Consider the following 19,823-nt stretch of genomic DNA (forward strand, 5'->3'; position numbering starts at 1 on the left):
AAACCTGGTCTCGTCGTCATTGCAATCGATGCGAGTGGCACTGAATGAAAGAAGATGACATCAGCGACCTGAATCCGGCTCCAGCTGCTACTGTCAATCATCGGCGCTTGGATTCAATTGACATTATGCGCGGACTCGCACTATTCGGTGTCCTTACAGTCAATCTCGTCACCGAGTTTCGGGTTTCGATCTTCGAGCAATTCTTGACGCGGCCGAGCGAACCGGACCTGATCAATCGTGCCGTTATCCAGTTCGTACACTACGCCTTGGAACTCAAGGCCTTTGCGTTGTTCTCTTTCCTGTTTGGCGTCGGGCTGGCGATGCAGTTCGAGCGCCTGTCCAATACGGGAAGGCCGCTCTACTGGCTGACGCGACGGCTGGCTGTTCTGCTCTCATTCGGCCTGATTCATCTGCTGCTGATCTGGAATGGCGACATCCTGACCGAATATGCTGTGGCGGGGCTAGTCGTGTTGCCGCTGTTATACGCGTCGCGCATGGTTTTAGGATTGACTGCAGCTGCGCTGCTTGCTCTGTATCTTGCGCTACCAGCACTTCCCGTTCCCGTCGCCTGGCCGGCCCTGGCCTGGATGACAAACCATGTTGAGCAGGCGAACGAGCTTTATCGTGCCGGGCATTGGTCTCAGGTGCTGCGATTCAGCCTGCATGAGCTTCCTGCCTTGTTACCCCTGCACGTCTACATTTTTCCCCGAACCCTGGGATTGTTCGCCCTCGGGATGCTGGCCTGGCGCAGCGGAGTATTCTCCAGGCCCGCGGAACACAAGGCGAAAATACTCGGCCTGGGATGCTTACTCGGGACTATCGGCGTTGCCCTCACCCTTGCGAACGCGTCGGAAATACTTTCGAATCTGACGCCTGTCTGTCTTTCCCTGGCGTTTGCCGCGGTCGTTTTGTACGCGGTTGAATTTACGCCCGCCCGTGCCTTCCTGCGCATATTCACCGCAATCGGTCGTATGGCTTTTACTAACTATATTGCCCAGTCGCTCATTTTCGGCTTCGTGTTTTTTGGCTATGGTCTCGGCCAGTTCGGCGGCTTGCGCCCGGCGCCAGTGTTCGCTTTAGGCATTGCCGTGTACTTGACACAGGTGCATCTGAGCAAGTTCTGGCTGTGTCATTTTCGGTTTGGTCCGATTGAATGGTGTTGGCGCACGCTGATGTATGGTCGGCTGCAAGCAATGAAGCAATAAGGTCTCCAGGTCCGTAATGGGACCCGAAAACGGACGGCGACGACCACAGCCCAACCATTATTGCGCTGTCCATGCCGGCAGCCGGACCGACGCCATGGCCCAAGCACATTTGTCTCGAACCTGACACGCCGCCCGCCCCAGCAGTTCAAAGCCGCGTCCAGCCTCCCTTGTACAGCACCGGTCCGGTCGGCGCATCCGGGTTCGGCGAACCGCCTTTCGGCTCCAGGCTGATCGCCAGCAGCATCACGTCCGGACCGATGGCGCGCTGGTCGAGCGCCAGCTCGGCGCTGCGGTTGTCGGGCAGGATGCCGAGCGAGCGCGGCTTGCCGTCGCGGGCAATCGCCCACAGCTGCAGGGTACGGTCGTCCGGTACGCGTACGTCTTGTGCGACCTGGACGTGCAGGCGCCGGTGTGCCGGATCCGCGGTGACGACGAGGGCGGTGCGCGCCTGCGCGTCGGCGAGGGCCGCGACCTGCCGCGGCAGCGGCGCTTCGCCGCGCCCGGCCAGCAGCACGGCCAGGACGACGGCGGCGGCGCTGGCGAAGAAAGCCAGCCCGGCCCAGGGCCTTGCCGCGTCCACGCGCCAGAACCGCCACCACGGCGCCGGCGACAGCTGCAGGCGGCGTTCGATGCCGCTCCAGACGCGTGCCGGCGGCGCGACCGGCCGGCCCATCTCCGCCATCGCGGCCAGCCGTCCCTGCCAGCTGGAGACGGCGGCGCGCAGGGCGGCGTCGCCGCACAGCCAGGTCTCGAAGCGGCGCCGTGCCGGACCGCGCAGGGTGCCGAGCGCGTATTCGGCCGCCAGCCTTTCCCGCAGCACGGCGTTGTCCCGGATGTTCATGCAGTCTCTCCCTTCGTCAAACAGGCGCGCAGGCGATCGAGACCGCGGCGGATCCAGGTCTTCACGGTGCCGAGAGGAAGACTGAGCCGGGCCGCCACTTCGCTGTGCGACAGCTCGTGCAGGTAGGCCATGCCGATCGCCTGGCGCTGGCGGCCGGCCAGCCTTTCCATGCAGGCGGCCAGCGCCAGCGCTTCGCGCGAGAGCTGGGCGCGTTCCTGCGGTCCGGCGGCGCTGTCCTGCAGCGCTTCGACGGGGTCGCAGTCGCCCGGCGCGAAAGCGGTTTCCCCGCTGGCCCGCAGGCGGCGATGAGCGTCCAGGGCCTTGTTGCGCACGATGGCCGCCATCCAGGTCAGCGGCGCCGACAGATGCAGCTGGTAGCTCGAAGCCGCGTGCCAGATCGACACGAAGGCGTCCTGCAGCGCTTCTTCCGCCAGCTCATCCTTCCTCAGGATGCGCAGGGCAAAGCCGAACAGCCTGGCCGACGTCGCGTCGTACAGCGTGCGGAAGGCCTTCCTGTCCCCGAGCGCCACCGCGGCAAGCAGCCGGCGCAGATCCTCGTTTTCGTCGAATTCCCTGCTCACGGCGGCCTTGTGATTGAAGTTATGAAACCATTGTAGCGTTTCATCTCAGGCTTGCGTCAAATTCATCAATTGATAGTGTCCTCCTTCGCGGACAGGTACTGCTCGCGTACCGACAGGCCGCTCTGTGGCAGGTGGGAAGCCGTCACGGTCGCGAGATAGTCCGCATAGCGGTATTGCAGCCGGGCGGTCTGGATCGGCAGCGCGGCCAGCGCTTCCGGCGCCGGATCGCCCAGCGTCACGGTGGGCGCGCCGAGGGCGCTGCGCAGGCGGGCGGCGGCCGACGACCATACCGTGCGCAGCGAGGCGGCATCCATGCCGCGCCGGTAGACGTCGACGCCGACCAGGCGGCCGGCCGGGCCGAAGCTCAGCCATAGTTCGCTGACCGGCGGCCCGTCCAGCGCCAGCGCATCGGCATCGATGCCGCGGCAGCGCAGGTGGCGGTAGCCGCGCACTTGCGCCTCGCATTGCGCATGCGCGCGCCCGAGCAGGGCCAGGGCCTCGGCTTCGGTGGTCCGGTCGAGCTGCATGCCCGCCGGCGCCGGACGAACCGGTGCCGGTGCGCCGCCGCGGATCGAGGCCAATCCGACGCTGCGCAATCGCCCGACCCGTTCCGGCGTCACCGTGTTCACCGGGCAGGGAACGCCGGCGGCGGCGAGGAAGCGCAGGCCGGAAGGCGTGTGCATCCAGCCGATCGCGCCGAGCGCCAGCAGCACGGCAGCGCCGATGCCGGCGCCCAGCCTGAGGGGACGGCCGAGCGTGTTCATGACTGGCAGTTGGCCGCGGTATTCGGGCCAAGGTAGACCGGCGCGCTGGAAACGATCGCTCCCTTCAGTCCGACCAGGGTCGGCGCCACCCGGTTGATGTAAGCGTCCGGCACGCCATCCTGTTTCATGACCGCTGCCAGGTCGACGATGAACTGGTCGAACACGCAGCCGGGAATGCCGAGGTCCTTGTGGGCCGTGACCATGTCTTCGCAGGTCTGGGTGCTGCCGTCCGCGGTGACGGGGCCGGGATAGGAGTAGGGGCCGCCGAGTACGGCGTTGAACTGCAGGCGCAGGCAGGCTTTCAGGCGGTCGGGCGAGTCGTGGCCCGGTTTGCCGACGACGGCGAAATAGGGCGCTTCCTTCGGATCGGCGAGCAGGCCGGCGACGGCGTCGTCGACGACCTTGCCGACCGCCGCCGGGGCCTTGGCGTCGCCGCCCAGGGCCAGCCAGATGTCATTGTTCTGAGGGAATTGTGCCATCGGCTTGTCGTCATTGCCGCCGCCGCAGGCGGACAAGACGGCGCACAGGCATGCCGAGGACAGGAAGAGGGTGCGCTTCATATGGGTCTCCAGAAAGTGGTCGATCCGGGGAATGGTCCCCGCGTGGAAGCGCTGCAGCTCCGAGCGTCGCTCTTCAGCCGTCAGGCGCTTTGACCCATATACGTCGCGGATTCGGTTTTGGATTCAATGCGACGCCAAATTTTTTAGCGCAGCAGCGCCACGCCCTTGATCTGCACCCACAGCGCGCGCCCGGCGGCGATGTCCAGCTCGCGCCGCGAACGCTCGGTGATGCGCGCCAGCAGCGGCGTTTCGCCCATCCGCAGCTGCACCAGCACGTGGCCGGGCGTATCGGTGGCCGTGGTCGCCGTCACCACGGCCGGCAGCAGGTTGACGATGCTCGAGTCAAGGGGGCGCGACAGCGCCAGGCTGACGTCGCGCGCATGGATGCGGCAGCGCAGGCGGCTGCCGATCGCTTCATGGCGGCGGCCGACGCGCAGCACGCCGCCGGCGAAGGCCAGGCGCGACAGGGCGTCGTCCTCGTGGCCTTCGAGGACGGTGTCGAGCACCACGCCGGCATCGTCGGCAAAGCTGGGGGGCAGGTCGGCGCGCGCCAGGGTCGGGCCCAGCGGGCCGCTGGCGACCACCTTGCCGGCATCCAGCAGCACCAGGTGGTCGGCCAGGCGCGCCACCTCGTCCGGTGCGTGGCTGACGTAGACGATCGGCACCGACAGCTCGTCGTGCAGGCGTTCCAGGTAGGGCAGGATCTCCTGCTTGCGGCGCAAGTCGAGGGCGGCCAGCGGCTCGTCCATCAGCAGCAGGCGAGGGGAGGCCAGCAGGGCGCGCGCGATCGCCACGCGCTGGCGCTCGCCGCCGGACAGGCGGTCCGGGCGGCGCTCGAGCAGCTGGTCGATGCCGAGCAGGGCGGCCACCGCTTCCGGTTCGAAGCGGCGTTCGGCCGGCGGCACCCGCTTGCGGCCGAATTCCAGGTTGGCGCGCACGCTCAGGTGGGCGAACAGGCTGGCTTCCTGGAACACCACGCCGAGGGCGCGCCTGTGCACCGGGACGAAGATGCCGGCCGCCTCGTCCTGCCAGACCTCGCCGCCCACCGCCACATAGCCGCCCGGCGTGCGCTCCAGGCCCGCGATGGCGCGCAGGCAGGTGGTCTTGCCCGAGCCCGAGGGGCCGAACAGGGCCGTGATGCCACGGTCCGGCAGGTCTAGGTCGACATCGAGCGCGAAGGCATCGCGCTTGAGGTTCAGGCGCAAACGTATGCCATCCATTAGCGGCGTCCCTTCAGCGATGGCGGATTGAAGGTGTACAGGGCCAGCAGCACCGCGAAGCTGAACGCCAGCATGGCGGCCGACAGCCAGTGCGCCTGCGAGTATTCGAGCGCTTCGACGTGGTCGTAGATCTGCACCGAGACCACGCGCGTGCGGTCGGGGATGTTCCCGCCGATCATGAGCACGACGCCGAATTCGCCCACCGTGTGCGCGAAGCCCAGCACGGCCGCGGTCAGGAAACCGGGACGCGCCAGCGGCACCGCCACGCTCCAGAAGCTGTCCCAGGGACTGGCGCGCAGGGTCGCCGCCACTTCCAGCGGACGCTCGCCGATCGCCTCGAAGGCATTCTGCAGCGGCTGCACCACGAAGGGCATCGAATACAGCACCGAGGCCAGCACCAGGCCCGTGAAGGTGAAGGGCAGCAGTCCCAGGCCGAGCGCGCTGGTGAGCTTGCCGAGGAAGCCGTTCGGCCCCATCACGATCAGGAGGTAGAAGCCGATCACGGTGGGCGGCAGCACCAGCGGCAGCGCCACCACCGCCACCACCGCATTCTTCAGGCACGAGCGGGTGCGCGCCAGCCACCAGGCGACGGGCGTGCCGAGCACCAGCAGCAGCAGGGTGACGACGGTGGCGAGCTTCAGGGTCAGCCAGATGGCGGCGAGGTCGGCGGCGTCCATCCGGCGTCAGATGTCGTAGCCGTAGGCGCGGATGATGGCCTTGGCCTTGTCGGATTTGAGATAGTCGGCGAGGGCCCTGGCGGCCGGATTGGCGGCGCCCTTGAGCAGGATGACGGCGTCCTGGCGGATCGGGCTGTGCATGGACTCGGGGACGATCCAGCCCGAGCCGGACGTGAACCTGCCGTCGCGCGACACCTGGGACAGGGCGACGAAACCGAGTTCCGCGTTACCGGTGCTGACGAACTGGTGGGCCTGGGAGATGTTTTCGCCCTGGACAATCCTGGGCTGCAGGCGCTGGTAGAGGTTCAGCCTGGTGAGCGTTTCGACCGCGGCGGCGCCGTAGGGGGCGGCCTTGGGATTGGCGATCGACAGGTGGGCGAAGTGCCCGTCCTGCAGCACCTTGCCCTGGCTGTCGACATAGCCTTCCCTGGCCGACCACAGCACCAGCTTGCCGGTGGCGTAGGTGAAGCGGGTGCCGGGCACGGCCTGCTTTTCGGCCTCGAGTTTCGCCGGGGTGTCGTCGTCGGCTGCCAGCAGGACCTCGAACGGCGCGCCGTTGGTGATCTGCGCATAGAACTTGCCGGTGGCGCCGAAGGCCAGCACCGCCTTGTGGCCGGTGTCCTGGGCGAAGGCGCCGGCGATCTTCTGCATGGGCGCGGTGAAATTCGCGGCGACGGCCACCTGCACCTCGCCGGCATGGGCGCCGGCGGTCGTCAATAAGGTGGCCAGCAGGCCGGCAAGTCGTTTCATCGATGGCTCCGAAGCGTTATATTTTCTAGTATATAGCGTAATTTTCATCCTGGCATCTGTTATCGTGCCGGCTGGATCCGGAGGAGCGATGGACAAGGAATTTGCATTGCAGGGCATGGTGTGGATGACGGTGGGCGGCGAGAACTTCGGCGGCCCCGGCCGGGTCGACCTGCTGGCCAAGGTGGCCGAGACCGGATCGATCAGCCAGGCCGCCAAGGCCATCAGGATGAGCTACAAGGCGGCCTGGGACGCCATCGACGCCATGAACAACCTGGCCGGCGAAGCCCTGGTCGAACGCCAGACCGGCGGCAAGGGCGGCGGCGGCACCCGCCTGACCGCACGCGGCGAACAGCTGGTGAAGAACTTCCGCCGGCTCGAACAAGTGCACCGCGATTTTGTCGAACAACTCAACCGCCAGGCGGCCGGCGTGGCCGACGACCTGAACCTGATCAGCAGGCTGAACATGAAGACCAGCGCACGCAACCAGTTCTTCGGCACCGTCACCGGCGTCAAGCCGGGCGCCGTCAACGACGAGATCGAACTCGACATCGCCGGCGGCCACAAGCTGGTCGCCATCGTCACCCGCGAGAGCACCGAGACGCTGGGCCTGCAGCCGGGCCGCCAGGCCTTCGCCCTCATCAAGTCGTCCTCGGTGATCCTGGTGACGCAAGCGGATGGCGCGCGCTTCTCGGCCCGCAACCGCCTGCAGGGGACGATCTCCCGCCTGACCCCGGGGGCGGTGAACACCGAGGTGGTGCTGGACCTGCCGGGCGGCGGCACGGTGGCGGCGGTGATCACCAACGACAGCGCGGAATCGCTCGAACTGGCGGAAGGATCGGCGGCGATGGCGATGTTCAAGGCCTCGAGCGTGATCGTGGGCACGGTCGGCTAGCCCACCGAGCTGGCCGTCCCGGCCCGGGCATATGCTAGAGTGATAACAAAGTCCCGGGTGTCCCATGAATTTGTTCGAACATTTGGCCTTGCTGGCCGTACTGGTGCTTGCCGCCGGCTTCCTGTCCCTGACGGAGATCTCGCTGGCCGGCGCACGCAAAATCAAACTCAAGCTGCTGGCGGAGGCGGGCGACGAGCGCGCCCAGAAGGTCATGTCGCTGCAGGCGCAGTCGGCCGACTTCTTCGCGGCCTCGCAGATCGGCCTGAATGCGATCGCCATCCTCGGCGGTATCCTCGGCGAGGGGGCGCTGCGACCCTTCTTCCTCGACTGGCTGTCGGTCGTCTACATGGGACCGGGACGCGAGAACGTGGCCTTCGCCCTGTCCTTCGTGTTCGTCACGACCCTGTTCGTGCTGTTCGCCGACCTGATGCCCAAGCGCCTGGCGATGATCGCGCCGGAGAGCACGGCGATGGCGGTCATTCGCCCGGTCCTGTTCATCATCCGCTTCTTCAAGCCCTTCTCGTGGGCGCTGAACAAGGTCGCGAACATGCTGTTCCGCGTCTTCGGCGTCGACACCACGCGCGAAGACCGCATCACCTTCGACGAGATCTCGGCGGTGGTGGAAGCGGGCGCCCAGGCCGGCGTGCTGCAGAAGCAGGAACAGCACTTCATCGAGAACGTCTTCGAGCTGGAGTCGCGCGCGGTGACGTCCACCATGACGACCCGCGAGAACGTGGTGTTCTTCAACCTGAGCGAACCGGAAGACAGCATCCGCCAGAAGATCGCGACCCACGCGCTGTCGAAATTCCCCGTCTGCGACGGCGTGATCGACCATGTGATCGGCTACGTCGACACGCGCGACATCCTGGTGAGCCTGCTGAACAAGCGTACCGGCTTCCAGCTGAACGAATCGAGCATCCGCACGGTGCTGATGATTCCCGATACCCTGACCCTGTCCGAGCTGCTGGACCGCTTCCGCGCCACCAAGGAGACCTTCGCGGTGGTGATCAACGAGTACGCGCTGGTGGTCGGCGTGATCACCCTCAGCGACATCATGGTGACGGTGATGGGCAAGTGGGGCAGCCCGATGGAAGCCAACCAGCAGGCCCTGCAGCGCGAGGACGGCTCCTGGCTGATCGACGGCAGCACGCCGGTGGCGGACATGAAGCGGGTGCTCGAGATCGAAGCCCTGCCCGAGGAAGAGCACTACGAAACCGCGGCCGGCTTCATGATGTACATGCTGCGCAAGGTGCCCAAGCCCACCGACAGCGTGGAATACGAGGGCATGCGCTTCGAGGTGCTGGACGTCGACCATTACCGCGTCGACCAGCTGCTGGTGAAGCGGGTCGGGCGCGGGGAGGCTGCTTCGGCCTTCGCCGCTTCCAACAGCGACTGAACGGACCTGTTACGCCGCGGCGCGCAGTTCCCTGGCCGCGGCCACCATATTGCTCAGCGCCGGGATCACCTCGGCCCACTGGCGCGTCTTCAGGCCGCAATCCGGATTGACCCACAGGCGCTCGGCCGGAATGCGCTCGGCCGCCTTCTTCATCAGCTGCACGATGTGTTCGGTGGTCGGGATGTTCGGCGAGTGGATGTCGTAGACGCCCGGGCCGATCTCGTTCGGATAGCGGAAGTGATCGAAGGCGTCCAGCAGCTCCATGCTGGAGCGCGAGGTCTCGATGGTGATCACGTCCGCATCCATGCCGGCGATCGCCGCGATGATGTCGTTGAACTCCGAATAGCACATATGGGTGTGGATCTGGGTCGTGTCCCGCACGCCGTTGGCGGCGATGCGGAAGGACTCGATCGCCCAGTCCAGGTAGTCCTGCCATTGCGCGCGGCGCAGCGGCAGGCCTTCGCGCAGGGCGGCTTCGTCGATCTGGATCACGCGCACACCGGCCCGCTCCAGGTCCAGCACTTCCGCGCGGATCGCCAGCGCCAGCTGGCGGCAGGACTCGGCGCGCGGCTGGTCGTCGCGCACGAAGGACCAGTTCAGGATGGTCACCGGGCCGGTCAGCATGCCCTTCATCGGCTTGTCCGTCAGCGACTGGGCGTAGGCGATCCAGTCGACCGTCATCGCGCGCGGGCGCTTGATGTCGCCGAACAGGATGGGCGGCTTGACGCAGCGCGAACCGTAGGACTGGACCCAGCCGTACTGGCTGAAGGCGTAGCCGTCGAGCTGCTCGCCGAAGTACTCGACCATGTCGTTGCGCTCGGCCTCGCCGTGCACCAGCACGTCCAGGCCGAGGGCTTCCTGTTCGCGCACGCTGCGCTCGATCTCGGCGCGCATCGCCGCCCGGTAGCCGGCATCGTCCAGCAGGCCGGCCTTGTGGCTGCTGCGCGCCTGGCGGATCTCAGGCGTCTGCGGGAAGGAGCCGATGGTGGTGGTCGGGTAGGCCGGCAGGCGGAGCAGGGCGGCCTGCAGCGCGGCCCGTTCGGCGTAGGCGCTGTCGCGGCAGCCGACGGCGGGATCGACCGCCTTGACCGCGGCCCGCACCACCGGATCGTTCACGCGCGGCGAAGCGCGGCGCGCGGCCAGGGCGGCGGCATTGTCCGCCAGCGCCTCCTTCACGGACTCGCGGCCGCCGCGCAGGGCCTGGGCCAGCACCCGCAACTCGTCGAGCTTCTGCAGGGCGAAGGCGAGCCACGACTTGATCTCCGCATCGAGCTTCCGTTCGCTGCCCAGGTCCACCGGCACGTGCAGCAGCGAGCAGGAAGGTGCGATCCACAGGCGCTCGCCCAGGCTGCTTGCAATCGGCTCCAGCCAGTCCAGCAGCGCGTTCAGGTCGGTCTTCCAGATATTGCGGCCGTCGATCACGCCCAGCGACAGCACCTTGTGGTTGGGCAGGAGATTTAGCAGCGGACGGACGTCCTCGCGGCCGCGGATGGCGTCGACGTGCAGGCCGGCCACCGGCAGGTTGGCGGCCAGGTAGAGGTTTTCCTGCAACTGGCCGAAGTAGGTCGCCAGCAGCAGCTTGACCGGGCAGGCCTTGAGGTGGTGGTAGGCGGTATTGAAGGCGTGCTGCCAGTCGGCGTCGAGCTCCGTCACCAGGATCGGTTCGTCCACCTGTACCCATGTCACGCCCTGTTCGGCGAGGGCGCACAGCAGTTGGGCGTAGACGCCGAGGAGTGCCGGCAGCAGGGCCAGCTTGTCGGCGCCATCCTTCGCCTTGCCCAGCGCCAGATAACTGACGGGACCGAGGATCACCGGCTTGGCCTTCACGCCCTGGGCCCTGGCTTCCGCCAACTGGGCGAGCAGGCGCGAGGCGTCCAGCCTGAATTCGGTCGCGGCCGAGAACTCCGGCACGATGTAGTGGTAGTTGGTGTCGAACCACTTGGTCATCTCGCCGGCCGCGACCCCGCAGCAGCAGCCGGCATGCTCCTCGGCCGACTGCGCCGATTGCGCCGAGCGGCCGCGCGCCACGCGGAAGTAGTTGTCGAGCGCGTCGCCGTGGAAGCCCTGCACGCGCTCGGGCAGGTTGCCGAGGGTGAAGCTCATGTCGAGCACCTGGTCGTAGAAGGAGAAATCGCCCACCGGCACGAGGTCGAGACCGTCCTGGTCTTGCCAGTGGCGCGCGCGCAGTCCGGCACCCAGTTGCTCGAGCGTCTCGCGCGAGGATTGGCCCTTCCAGTAGGCCTCTAGCGCGAATTTCAGCTCGCGCTTGGCGCCGATGCGCGGGAATCCCAGATTATGAATGGTGGTCATGCCAACTCCATGAATGATTTATTTAATTCATGTTATTGGCGCTTAGTCATGAAGTAAAATGGTCATTTTTCACGTATCCATCGATTTCATTCATATATGCTCGAGCGCGCCCATCTGGAAATCCTCCTCGAAGTGAAACGCCGGGGATCGGTCACGGCCGCCGCCGAGGTGCTGCACCTGACCCAGTCGGCGCTGAGCCACAGCATGCGCAAGCTGGAGCAGCATGCCGGCACCGAGATCTGGATCCGCGAAGGCCGCTCGCTGCGCCTGACCCAGGCCGGCGACTACCTGCTGGCGGTGGCCCAGCGCCTGCTGCCGCAGCTGGTGCTGGCGGAGCAGCAGCTGGCCCAGTTCGCGCAAGGAGAGCGCGGCACGCTGCGCATCGGCATGGAGTGCCATCCCTGCTACCAGTGGCTGCTGAAAGTGGTGACGCCTTATCTGGAAGCGTGGCCGCTGGTCGACGTCGACGTCAAGCAGAAGTTCCAGTTCGGCGGCATCGCGGCCTTGCTGGGCTACGAGATCGACCTGGTGGTCACACCCGATCCGGTGCTGCGTCCGGGCCTGCGCTTCGAGCCGGTGTTCGGCTACGAGCAGGTGCTGGTGGTGCACGAACACCATCCCTGGGCCGGGCAGGAAGAGGTGAGGCCGGAGCAGCTGGTCGAAGAGACCCTGATCACCTATCCGGTGCCGATCGACCGCCTCGACATCTACACCATGTTCCTGCTGCCGGCCAACTGCAGGCCGCGTCGGCACAAGACCATCGAGACCACCGACATCATGCTGCAGATGGTGGCCAGCGGCCGCGGCGTGACGGCGCTGCCGAAATGGCTGGTGACCGATTACGCGCCGCAGCTGCGCCTGCACACATTGCGGCTCGGGCAGAATGGCATGCAGAAGCACATCCACCTCGGCGCGCGCGAGGCGGACTGGGACACCGATTACCTGCACGCCTTCGTGGCGCTGGCGCGGCAGACCGGGCAGTAGTCGGCGGATTGCTCTATAATCGCCGGTTGCCCACCGCCGCTTGCCGGCCCAATGATCATGAGTCAAGAGATCAAGAACATCAAAGAAGCCGGCGCCCTGGTCCTGCGCGCCTGGCGCCAGGCCTCGCCTTTTTTCCTCAGCATCGAGCTGCTGCTGATGGTGATGCTGTCCTTCGTCACCGTCGCCGGCGTCTGGCTCGCCGTCATGGGCGACCTGCGCTGCCTGCTGGCCTTCGCTGCGGCGGGCGCCTACCTGACCGCGCGCCCGCTGCTGCACATGAAGCGCGTGCTGGCCTGGCCCTTCATGCGCTGAGCGGCGCGTCCACCAGCAGTGCCGGATCGAGGGCGCGGATGCGCGGCTCGACGTAGTAGCCGCCGGCTTCCACATACTTCAGGCAGCAGCGTCCGCATACGCTGCACTGGAACACGCCGCAGCGGTTGTAGGGATAGTGGCGCCAGGCGACCGGCGCCGCCGCCGACCAGTAGTTGGTCTTGTCCGGATGGTATTCGTCGTAGCTCGCTTCGGCGTAGGGATCCTCGACCAGCGTGCCGACGGCGCGCACCTGCTGCTCCGGGAAGGCTGCCGGGATGCGCGTCCATTCGCGGAAGGAGTCGATGGCGCAAGTGCAGTCCTGGGTGACGGCTGCCGATGCCGCCGCCAGCTGCGTCAGTTCCTCGAAACTTAATTGTTTATCTGTATTCATGGTGGTCCTGGAGTCGGGCCAGCCAGTATGCCATTGCGCGCGGCAGTCTGCCGACCGGTGGCTGCAATGATCGAGCTTTGAGCCAGCGCATGGAGTGCATCGGGCAGGGACGTAGGATTCTCTTCGGCGAGGTAGCAAAGAGGTTATGCAGCGGCTTGCAACGCCGCCCAGACAGGTTCGATTCCTGTCCTCGCCTGAACCGATTCATAACCAAGCCCACTCGATAGTCGGCTTTTTCTTGTGCGCTCAGCATGAGCGCATTCTTGTAGGTGAAAGTCCCGCCGCAAGCTCTAAGTGCTGCAACCGCTGATCGATCCCACTTTCAGTGAACACAGCTACGGGGTTCCGGCCCAGCCGACGAGCCCACGATGCCGTGCTCGCTGCACAACAGTATGTGCAGGAAGGCCGCCGCATCGTGGTGGACGTGGACCTGCCGAAGTTCTTCGACCGCGTCAATCATGACATCCTGATCGACCGCCTAAGGAGACGAGTGAACGACGCTGGAGTGATCCGGCTGGTTCGTGCCTATCTGAATGCGGGAGTCAATGATGGCGGCGTGGTGGCCGAGAGGATGGGAAGGACAGCACGGCGGGCCACCGTCTCCATTATTGGTCAATGTGCTGCTCGACGAGGTGAATCGTGAGCTTGAACGACGAGGGCATCGTTTTGTCCGCTATGCCGACGACTGCAACGTGTACGTGCGCAGCCGGAAAGCTGGCGAGCGGGTGATGGCTCTGCTCCGACGCAACTACGACAAGCTGCGCTTGAAGATCAATGAATCGAAAAGTGCGGTCGCCAGCGCGTTGGGCCGCAAGTTTCTGGGCAATGCCTTCTGGGCAGCTCCGAAAGACGAGGTGAAACGCAAAGCGGTAAGTCAGGCGTTTGAAACGTTCGAGCAGCGCATCCAGGAACTGATCCGGCGATCCGGCGGCCGCAGTACCGAACAGCAAGTCGAAGGTCTACCCTCGTATATACTAGGATGGAAAGCCTGCTTCGGACCGGTGCAAACTCCTAAAGTCTAGCACACGCTGAACGAATGGATGCGTCATCGGATGCGGACAATCCGACTCAAACAATGGCGGCGCGGACCGACAATCTACCGTGAATTGCTGGCCATGAGGGCCCCGGCTGCTGTAGCCCGTCAAGTGGCGGCGAACAGCCGCAGATGGCAACGCAACAGCTGCTGTCTGCTCAACAGCATACTCACCATTGCCTACTTTGACCGCCTCGGCATGCTAAGGCTTTCACGACCTCAACTTCTCGAAGCGCCCGGTACGGACCCGCTGCCGGGTGGTGTGGGAGGGAGCCGTCAGTTAACCTAGCGGTCCCTACCCCGATCGAACGCCTTTACTTTAGACGGCTTGCATATCGACTAAATTTCAGTTTGGACGGTACCGGGTTCCCGATCGATTACCAAGCTCGGTTTAGCGCCCCAGTGCTTATTTAAATACAGGCGCGCTGGCTGCTCGACCAGGTGGAAAGCTGCCCACCCAGCAGCCAACGCCAGGGTGAGGCACAGGAAGGGCGACATCCCATGGTGGTGGTAGAGCTGATAGAAGGGTTGTTGCCACAGATACAGGGAGAACGAATAGGTTCCGAGCCTGCGCAGCCATGCAAACTCGAAGATCGAACGATACCAGTCTGGCGCATGGGCCATGGCGTTGATAGCTACAGCAAACGCAATAGGGCCGGCAATCAATCGTATCCATGACGGCACCGACCACCAATAGGTTGCGACGCCGATCATTAGCGCGATTGGTGTAACCCAATGGCGGGTCAAGCGGACGCTGCCCATGGTCCTCCTCAAAAAAATAAAGCCAGCCGCAAAAATACCCAGCGACGCTACCTCAGTATGGAGGTGGTACCCGCTGACTTTTGCAAAGGGGATCAGTGTATAGACCCCGATGGCAGCCAAGATCACTGCCAAGATAAGTCCAATTGCCGAGGTGCCGCGAGTCGCATGGATACGACACCACAATGCGGCGAGCGAAAGAACGACATATGAATGCTCTTCGACACTAAGCGACCAAATATGCCCAAGAGGCATCACCCATCGGTCGACCGCAAAATAGTTATTCGTGAACGTGAGAGCGGACAAAAATTCCGTAGCCGAGATCGGCTGGTCGGTAAGGGCCCAAATGGCGATGATGACGCCAAGGTAAACGGCGACAGATGGGAAAACCCGTGCAACCCGCCTTCGATAGAACGTTCCAAACGTTACTTGCTTGACGAAAAGAAGATTCGCCATCAAGAGACCCGAGAGAACGAAAAACAGACCCACCCCGACAGAACCCAAGTTTATTCCCGGAACTGCGAAGAAATGACCTGTGAGCAGGCAGCTGATTGCTGTGCCGCGCCAACCATCAAGATAAGGAATATTTTTTTCCATTTCTGTCCCCATTTATTCGCCGTTATAATAATAATTGCAAATAATGATGGGTGAAAGTTGTTTTTTGCGTCCTCCAGCCAATTCGTGCGGAAACCTACCCGCGACAAAGCGCTCCTACAAGGTGGACTTGGCCATTTGATGTCAGCGTAAACTTATACTGAGCTCATACTGAGGCTAATCCCCCCGCCACGCCACCCGATTCCGCCCCCCATGCTTGGCCCGGTACAACTGAACATCAGCCGCCTCGAACAGCTCGGCCGCCGTTTCCGGCCGCTGTACGGTCCCGTGTTCACCCAGCGTGGCGCCGCCCACGCTGACGGTCAGCCAGGGCGCCACGCCGGACGCCGCGTGCGCCAGCTGCAGTTCGAAGATGGCCTTGAGGATGCCGTCCACCACGTGCCTGGCCTGGGTGGCGTCGGTGTCGGGCAGCAGCAGTACCACTTCCTCGCCGCCGTAGCGGGCCGCGAGGTCGGCGGGGCGGCGCAGGCCGGCGCCGGCGGCGCGCGCCACCGCGCGCAGGGCGCGGTCGCCGGCCGGGTGGCCGTAGTGGTCGTTGTACTGCTTGAAGGCGTCGATGTCGAGCAGGGCCAGCGACAGCGGCCTGCCGTTGCGCTGGGCGCGCTGCCATTCGACCTCGTACAGCTCGTCGAAGCGGCGGCGGTTGGCCAGCTCGGTCAGGCCGTCGACGTTGGCCAGGCGCTCCAGCATGCGGCGCTGCCTCACCAGCTGCAGGTGCAGGGCCACGCGCGCCATCACCACGGTGGCGTTGAAGGGCTTGGCGATGTAGTCGGCGGCGCCCATCTTGAGGCCGTTGGCCTCGTCTTCGGGACGGTTCATGCCGGAGATGAAGATGACCGTGGCGTGGGCCGTCTGCGGATCGGCGCGCAGCCGGCGCAGCACTTCGTAGCCGTCCATGTCCGGCATCATCACGTCCAGCAGCACCAGGTCGGGCGCGTGGCGCTGGGTGCGCTCCAGCGCCTGTTCGCCGTTCTTCGCCAGCAGCACCGTGTACTCGGGCTTGAGCAGGTCGGCCAGCACCTGGCGGTTGATCGCATCGTCGTCGGCGATCAGGACTTTCTGCGGCTCGAGCGGATTCATGCCTGCGCTTCCTCCAGCTGTTCCAGTTCCGCGAGCAGGGCCAGCGCACTGTCGTATTCGATCTCGTCGACCGCCTTGCGCAGCGCCGCCAGCAGGGCCGCGTGGCTGCCCGCGGGCAGGGCGGCCCGCAGTTCGGCGAGGGTGTCGTCGGCGCGCGCATCGGCGGCGCGCAGGTAGCCGGCCAGGCGCCGCACCAGCGCCGCCACGCCGGTGCCTGGTACGGGCGCCTGCGCCGCGCGGCCGTCTCCGTCGCCGCCGGCGGCCTGACTGCGCGCCAGGCCCTCCAGCACGGCGTCGAGGGTCAGCGAGAGTTCCGGTGCCAGCAGCGGCAGGCGCTCGCGGCGGCCGGCGCGCAATTCCTGTTCGAGGTCGCCGGCGATGCGTGCCAGGGCGGCGGCGCCGATATAGGTCGCGCCCGAGCGCAGGTTGTGCGCCAGCCCGAGCAGGACCTCGTCGGCGCCGCTGGACAGGGCGCCGCGGATCAGTTCCGGCGCCTTGCCATATTCGCGGGCAAAGCTGGCGAGGCGGCGGCGCAGGCGGGCCGGTTGGCCGCCGGCGCTGGCCAGCGCCAGGCTCCAGTCGACCCCAGCCAGCGGCGGCAGCGCCGCGCCATCGACGCCGCCATCGGCGCCGGGCGAAGCGTCCAGGGGCTCCGGCAGCGCGCGTCCCAGCAGGCGGGCCGGCTCGATCCAGCGCAGCAGCGCGTGGAACAGCAGCTCCGCTTCGATCGGCTTGACCACGTGGTCGTTCATGCCTGCCGCCAGGCTCCGTTCGCGGTCGCCGGACATCGCGTTGGCGGTCATGGCGACGATCGGCAGGGTGCCGCGGCCGGGCAGGGCGCGGATCGCGCGCGCGGCGCTCAGGCCGTCCAGCACCGGCATCTGGATGTCCATCAGCACCAGGTCGTAGTCGCCTGCCTTCACCATCGCCACGGCTTCCAGGCCGTCGGCGGCGGTGTCGACCCGCATGCGGGCGGCCGCCAGGAAGTCGAGCGCGACCTCGCGGTTGTTGGCGTTGTCGTCGACCAGCAGGATGCGGGCGCCGTCCAGGCGGGCCAGGTCGGGCAGGGTGCCGGGACCGGCGGCGGGCGGCAGCACCAGTTCCGGATGCAGGGCCTGCAGCACGCTGTGATGGAGCAGGGCCGGGCTCACCGGCTTGGTCAGGAAGCCGTCCAGCGGCAGGTCGCCTTGTTCCTGCAGCACGCCTTCGCGGGTGCAGGCGCTGACCATCAGGATCGCCGGCGGCGCCTTGACGCGGGCATCGAGGCGGATGCGGCGGATGGTCTCGATGCCGTCCCAGCCCGGCATGCGGTAATCCATCAGCACCAGCTCGTAGGGTGTGCCGGCGTCGGTGGCCTGGGCCAGCAGTTCGAGGGCATCCTCGCCGGAGGCGGCCACGCTGGCGCGGATGCCGTAGGCGCCGAGCATCTCGGCCAGGGCGTCGCGCGCGCTGGCGCAGTCATCTACCACCATCACGCGGGCCTGGCCCAGGGCGGTCGACGGCAGGTCGTCGGCACTGCCGACGCCGAGCGTGACGGTGAAGCTGAAGCGGCTGCCGGCGCCCGGCGTGCTGGTGACGCTGATCGCGCCGCCCATCAGCTCGACCAGCTGCTTCGAGATCGTCAGGCCAAGGCCGGTGCCGCCGTACTTGCGGGTGATCGAGCCGTCGGCCTGGGCGAAGGCCTGGAACAGGCCGGCCAGCTGTTCGCCGCTCATGCCGATGCCGGTGTCGCTGACCGTGAAGCGCAGGCGCGTCTGGCCGGCCACGCGGTCGACCGGCGCCGCCAGCTCGACCGCCACCACGACCTCGCCGCGTTCGGTGAACTTGACGGCATTGTTGGTCAGGTTGATCAGCACCTGGCCCAGGCGCAGCGGATCGCCCACCAGGTGCGGCGGCACGTCCGGCGCCACCCGGAACACCAGTTCGAGCTGCCTGGCGTCCGACTTGACGCCGGCGATGCCGGCCAGGTGCTCGAGCAGGCCGTCGAGGGTGAACGGGGTCGCCTCGACGCTCATGCGGCCGGCCTCGATTTTGGAAAAGTCGAGGATGTCGTTGATGATGCCCAGCAGGTGCTCGCCAGCGCCGAGGATCTTGCCGAGGTAGTTGCGCAGCTTCGGATTCGGCTCGGTCATCAGGGCCAGCCGGCTCATGCCGAGGATGGCGTTCATCGGCGTGCGGATCTCGTGGCTCATGTTCGCCAGGAACTCCGACTTCATGCGGGTCGCGGCTTCCGCGCGCAGGGTGGCGTCGCGGGTCGCGCGGCTGCGCAGGCCGACGATGCGCAGGAAGGCCAGCATGTCGAGGGCGGCGCCGAACTGCACTGCGTGCATGTTCCAGAAGTCCGGGGCGGCGCCGGCGTGGCACACCTTGGTCATCACGGCGGCGCCGGTGAAGCTGATCGTCCAGCCGACCAGCAGCCAGATGCCGACCGGGTCGCGGCGGCGTGCCAGGCGGAAGGCGCCCGGCAGGCCGAACAGGGTGGGGAAGATGCCGAGGGTGCTGACCATCATGATCAGGAACTCGTCGTGGATCAGGTCGAGGCCGAAGGCGGCCGCGTTCAGCAGGCACAGCACGGCGCAGGACTTCATCACGATCGAGAAGATGCGGTCGCGGCCGGGACGGGCCAGCACGTGTTCGACGAACAGGTAGGCGCTGCAGGAACACAGCATGGCGGCGATGCCGCTCGCGTGCAGCGCCGCCCACATATTCCCCGGCCACAGGTAGCGGCCGCCGACGCCGTACACCGCGGCCGAATAGATGGCCAGGCTGCCGATGTACAGCGCGTACTTGGCGTACAGCGATTCGCGCAGGTGGGCCCATTGCGCCAGGCTGTAGATCACCAGGAACAGGCTGAGGCCGGACAGCAGGCCTTGCAGGAGTTGCTCGTCCATCGCCGCTTTGTAGGAGGCTTCCGGCTTGCGCAGCATGACCGGCAGGATCTTCGGCGCCTCGGTCTGGACCTTCAACAGCACCTCATAGTGCACCCCGGGCTCCAGCGCCAGCCGGAAGGCGGGATTGCCGTGCCCGAGGGCGCCCTCCGGATCGATCCCGGAACCGCCCGCCGCGTGACGCACGATGCGGCCGTCGCGCAGCAGCCAGAGGTCGGTGCGGGTGATCAGGCCATAGGCGATGTCGAGCACCCAGTCGCCGTCGTCGGTCATCGTCGCCTGCACCGGAAAGCGCAGCCACGCCGTCCCCTTCTGCACGCCGATGCTGGCGAACGGCGAACCCGGATCCTTGAAACGCTCCGGCGCGTCCGCCAGGATGCCGACGTCCAGCCGGTGGCCGGGATCGACCAGCACCCTCACCGCCGGCCATGGATCGACCTCGGGCTGGCGGCCGTCGAGCAGCAGCGCGGCCTGGCTTGCGGCCGGCGCCGCGGCCTTCGATGCCGGCAGCAGCAGGGCCAGCATGGCCAGGAAGAGCGGGACGATCCAGGTTCGCATGGCGGGT

At 66.2% G+C, this 19,823-nt stretch carries 17 protein-coding genes, 1 tRNA gene and 1 pseudogene; 7 read left to right on the top strand and 12 right to left on the bottom strand.

Annotated elements, in window-relative coordinates; genetic code table 11:
• The first annotated feature begins 44 nt into the window (after nt 1-44).
• On the top strand, nt 45-1,205 hold the full coding sequence (locus AC1DOQ_RS15390; RefSeq protein ID WP_477365706.1) for a DUF418 domain-containing protein: 1,161 nt from the start codon (nt 45-47) through the stop codon (nt 1,203-1,205).
• Nucleotides 1,206-1,350: 145 nt separating this feature from the next.
• On the opposite strand, the gene AC1DOQ_RS15395 is transcribed toward AC1DOQ_RS15390, so the two are convergent.
• From AC1DOQ_RS15395 to modA, 7 genes are all read right to left on the bottom strand, one after another.
• Nucleotides 1,351-2,046: an anti-sigma factor gene (locus AC1DOQ_RS15395; RefSeq protein ID WP_477365709.1), complete on the bottom strand. Its 696-nt coding sequence runs from the start codon at nt 2,044-2,046 to the stop codon at nt 1,351-1,353.
• Nucleotides 2,043-2,627 carry a sigma-70 family RNA polymerase sigma factor gene (locus AC1DOQ_RS15400; RefSeq protein WP_477365712.1) on the bottom strand — a complete coding sequence of 195 codons (585 nt, stop codon included), beginning with the start codon at nt 2,625-2,627 and terminating at the stop codon, nt 2,043-2,045. The genes AC1DOQ_RS15395 and AC1DOQ_RS15400 overlap by 4 nt, the downstream gene beginning before the upstream one ends.
• Nucleotides 2,628-2,692: 65 nt before the next feature.
• Entirely contained in the window at nt 2,693-3,391 is a 699-nt protein-coding gene (locus AC1DOQ_RS15405) for a hypothetical protein (protein WP_477365715.1), read from the bottom strand.
• On the bottom strand, nt 3,388-3,951 hold the full coding sequence (locus AC1DOQ_RS15410; protein ID WP_477365718.1) for a group I truncated hemoglobin: 564 nt from the start codon (nt 3,949-3,951) through the stop codon (nt 3,388-3,390). Before AC1DOQ_RS15410 ends, AC1DOQ_RS15405 begins: the two co-directional genes overlap by 4 nt.
• 143 nt (nt 3,952-4,094) lie before the next feature.
• A complete protein-coding gene (gene modC, locus AC1DOQ_RS15415; protein ID WP_477365721.1) occupies nt 4,095-5,171 on the bottom strand; it encodes a molybdenum ABC transporter ATP-binding protein in 1,077 nt (358 codons plus the stop codon).
• Complete coding sequence (gene modB / locus AC1DOQ_RS15420) at nt 5,171-5,848, bottom strand: molybdate ABC transporter permease subunit (RefSeq protein ID WP_477365724.1); 678 nt, start codon at nt 5,846-5,848, stop codon at nt 5,171-5,173. The genes modC and modB overlap by 1 nt, the downstream gene beginning before the upstream one ends.
• Before the next feature lie 6 nt (nt 5,849-5,854).
• On the bottom strand, nt 5,855-6,598 hold the full coding sequence (gene modA, locus AC1DOQ_RS15425; RefSeq protein WP_477365727.1) for a molybdate ABC transporter substrate-binding protein: 744 nt from the start codon (nt 6,596-6,598) through the stop codon (nt 5,855-5,857).
• An 88-nt stretch (nt 6,599-6,686) separates the two neighbouring features.
• Between modA and AC1DOQ_RS15430 the strand changes: the two genes are divergently transcribed.
• Both AC1DOQ_RS15430 and paeA read left to right on the top strand, forming a co-directional pair.
• Nucleotides 6,687-7,490, top strand: a complete 804-nt coding sequence (locus AC1DOQ_RS15430; protein ID WP_477365730.1) for a TOBE domain-containing protein — start codon at nt 6,687-6,689, stop codon at nt 7,488-7,490.
• Between the two features lie 64 nt (nt 7,491-7,554).
• Entirely contained in the window at nt 7,555-8,886 is a 1,332-nt protein-coding gene (gene paeA / locus AC1DOQ_RS15435; protein WP_477365733.1) for a polyamine export protein PaeA, read from the top strand.
• A 9-nt stretch (nt 8,887-8,895) separates the two neighbouring features.
• On the opposite strand, the gene metE is transcribed toward paeA, so the two are convergent.
• On the bottom strand, nt 8,896-11,196 hold the full coding sequence (gene metE, locus AC1DOQ_RS15440; protein WP_477365736.1) for a 5-methyltetrahydropteroyltriglutamate--homocysteine S-methyltransferase: 2,301 nt from the start codon (nt 11,194-11,196) through the stop codon (nt 8,896-8,898).
• A gap of 96 nt (nt 11,197-11,292) precedes the next feature.
• On the opposite strand from metE, the gene AC1DOQ_RS15445 reads away from it, so the two are divergent.
• Entirely contained in the window at nt 11,293-12,180 is an 888-nt protein-coding gene (locus tag AC1DOQ_RS15445; RefSeq protein WP_477365739.1) for a LysR family transcriptional regulator, read from the top strand.
• 57 nt (nt 12,181-12,237) lie between these two features.
• Nucleotides 12,238-12,492 carry a hypothetical protein gene (locus tag AC1DOQ_RS15450; protein WP_477365742.1) on the top strand — a complete coding sequence of 85 codons (255 nt, stop codon included), beginning with the start codon at nt 12,238-12,240 and terminating at the stop codon, nt 12,490-12,492.
• On the opposite strand, the gene AC1DOQ_RS15455 is transcribed toward AC1DOQ_RS15450, so the two are convergent.
• The gene (locus AC1DOQ_RS15455) at nt 12,482-12,883 is read right to left on the bottom strand and encodes a hypothetical protein (RefSeq protein WP_477365745.1); all 402 of its coding nucleotides are present in this window, start codon (nt 12,881-12,883) and stop codon (nt 12,482-12,484) included. The two genes, AC1DOQ_RS15450 and AC1DOQ_RS15455, sit on opposite strands and share 11 nt — an antisense overlap.
• Nucleotides 12,884-13,008: 125 nt before the next feature.
• Between AC1DOQ_RS15455 and AC1DOQ_RS15460 the strand changes: the two genes are divergently transcribed.
• Together AC1DOQ_RS15460 and AC1DOQ_RS15465 are read left to right on the top strand one after the other, a co-directional pair.
• Nucleotides 13,009-13,079: transfer RNA gene (locus AC1DOQ_RS15460), tRNA-Cys, on the top strand.
• A 98-nt stretch (nt 13,080-13,177) separates the two neighbouring features.
• A pseudogene (locus AC1DOQ_RS15465) lies at nt 13,178-14,130 on the top strand (reverse transcriptase domain-containing protein); the annotation flags it as partial.
• A 125-nt stretch (nt 14,131-14,255) separates the two neighbouring features.
• On the opposite strand, the gene AC1DOQ_RS15470 reads toward AC1DOQ_RS15465, so the two are convergent.
• The 3 genes from AC1DOQ_RS15470 to AC1DOQ_RS15480 all read right to left on the bottom strand — a co-directional run bounded on the left by AC1DOQ_RS15470 (nt 14,256) and on the right by AC1DOQ_RS15480 (nt 19,816).
• On the bottom strand, nt 14,256-15,272 hold the full coding sequence (locus AC1DOQ_RS15470; protein ID WP_477365748.1) for an acyltransferase family protein: 1,017 nt from the start codon (nt 15,270-15,272) through the stop codon (nt 14,256-14,258).
• A 174-nt stretch (nt 15,273-15,446) separates the two neighbouring features.
• A complete protein-coding gene (locus AC1DOQ_RS15475) occupies nt 15,447-16,370 on the bottom strand; it encodes a diguanylate cyclase (RefSeq protein ID WP_477365751.1) in 924 nt (307 codons plus the stop codon).
• Entirely contained in the window at nt 16,367-19,816 is a 3,450-nt protein-coding gene (locus tag AC1DOQ_RS15480) for a hybrid sensor histidine kinase/response regulator (protein ID WP_477365754.1), read from the bottom strand. Before AC1DOQ_RS15480 ends, AC1DOQ_RS15475 begins: the two co-directional genes overlap by 4 nt.
• Between the last annotated feature and the right edge of the window lie 7 nt (nt 19,817-19,823).

The sequence above is a fragment of the Massilia sp. 01N417 genome (assembly GCF_056399645.1).

What these genes read in the sequence shown, in the direction of transcription:
- AC1DOQ_RS15480 (WP_477365754.1), bottom strand. Translation starts at nt 19,816, where the DNA reads ATGCGAACCTGGATCGTCCCGCTCTTCCTGGCCATGCTGGCCCTGCTG.
- AC1DOQ_RS15395 (WP_477365709.1), bottom strand. Translation starts at nt 2,046, where the DNA reads ATGAACATCCGGGACAACGCCGTGCTGCGGGAAAGGCTGGCGGCCGAA.
- paeA (WP_477365733.1), top strand. Translation starts at nt 7,555, where the DNA reads ATGAATTTGTTCGAACATTTGGCCTTGCTGGCCGTACTGGTGCTTGCC.
- AC1DOQ_RS15390 (WP_477365706.1), top strand. Translation starts at nt 45, where the DNA reads ATGAAAGAAGATGACATCAGCGACCTGAATCCGGCTCCAGCTGCTACT.
- modB (WP_477365724.1), bottom strand. Translation starts at nt 5,848, where the DNA reads ATGGACGCCGCCGACCTCGCCGCCATCTGGCTGACCCTGAAGCTCGCC.
- modC (WP_477365721.1), bottom strand. Translation starts at nt 5,171, where the DNA reads ATGGATGGCATACGTTTGCGCCTGAACCTCAAGCGCGATGCCTTCGCG.
- modA (WP_477365727.1), bottom strand. Translation starts at nt 6,598, where the DNA reads ATGAAACGACTTGCCGGCCTGCTGGCCACCTTATTGACGACCGCCGGC.
- AC1DOQ_RS15450 (WP_477365742.1), top strand. Translation starts at nt 12,238, where the DNA reads ATGAGTCAAGAGATCAAGAACATCAAAGAAGCCGGCGCCCTGGTCCTG.
- AC1DOQ_RS15475 (WP_477365751.1), bottom strand. Translation starts at nt 16,370, where the DNA reads ATGAATCCGCTCGAGCCGCAGAAAGTCCTGATCGCCGACGACGATGCG.
- AC1DOQ_RS15430 (WP_477365730.1), top strand. Translation starts at nt 6,687, where the DNA reads ATGGACAAGGAATTTGCATTGCAGGGCATGGTGTGGATGACGGTGGGC.
- AC1DOQ_RS15405 (WP_477365715.1), bottom strand. Translation starts at nt 3,391, where the DNA reads ATGAACACGCTCGGCCGTCCCCTCAGGCTGGGCGCCGGCATCGGCGCT.
- AC1DOQ_RS15470 (WP_477365748.1), bottom strand. Translation starts at nt 15,272, where the DNA reads ATGGAAAAAAATATTCCTTATCTTGATGGTTGGCGCGGCACAGCAATC.
- AC1DOQ_RS15445 (WP_477365739.1), top strand. Translation starts at nt 11,293, where the DNA reads ATGCTCGAGCGCGCCCATCTGGAAATCCTCCTCGAAGTGAAACGCCGG.
- AC1DOQ_RS15455 (WP_477365745.1), bottom strand. Translation starts at nt 12,883, where the DNA reads ATGAATACAGATAAACAATTAAGTTTCGAGGAACTGACGCAGCTGGCG.
- metE (WP_477365736.1), bottom strand. Translation starts at nt 11,196, where the DNA reads ATGACCACCATTCATAATCTGGGATTCCCGCGCATCGGCGCCAAGCGC.
- AC1DOQ_RS15410 (WP_477365718.1), bottom strand. Translation starts at nt 3,951, where the DNA reads ATGAAGCGCACCCTCTTCCTGTCCTCGGCATGCCTGTGCGCCGTCTTG.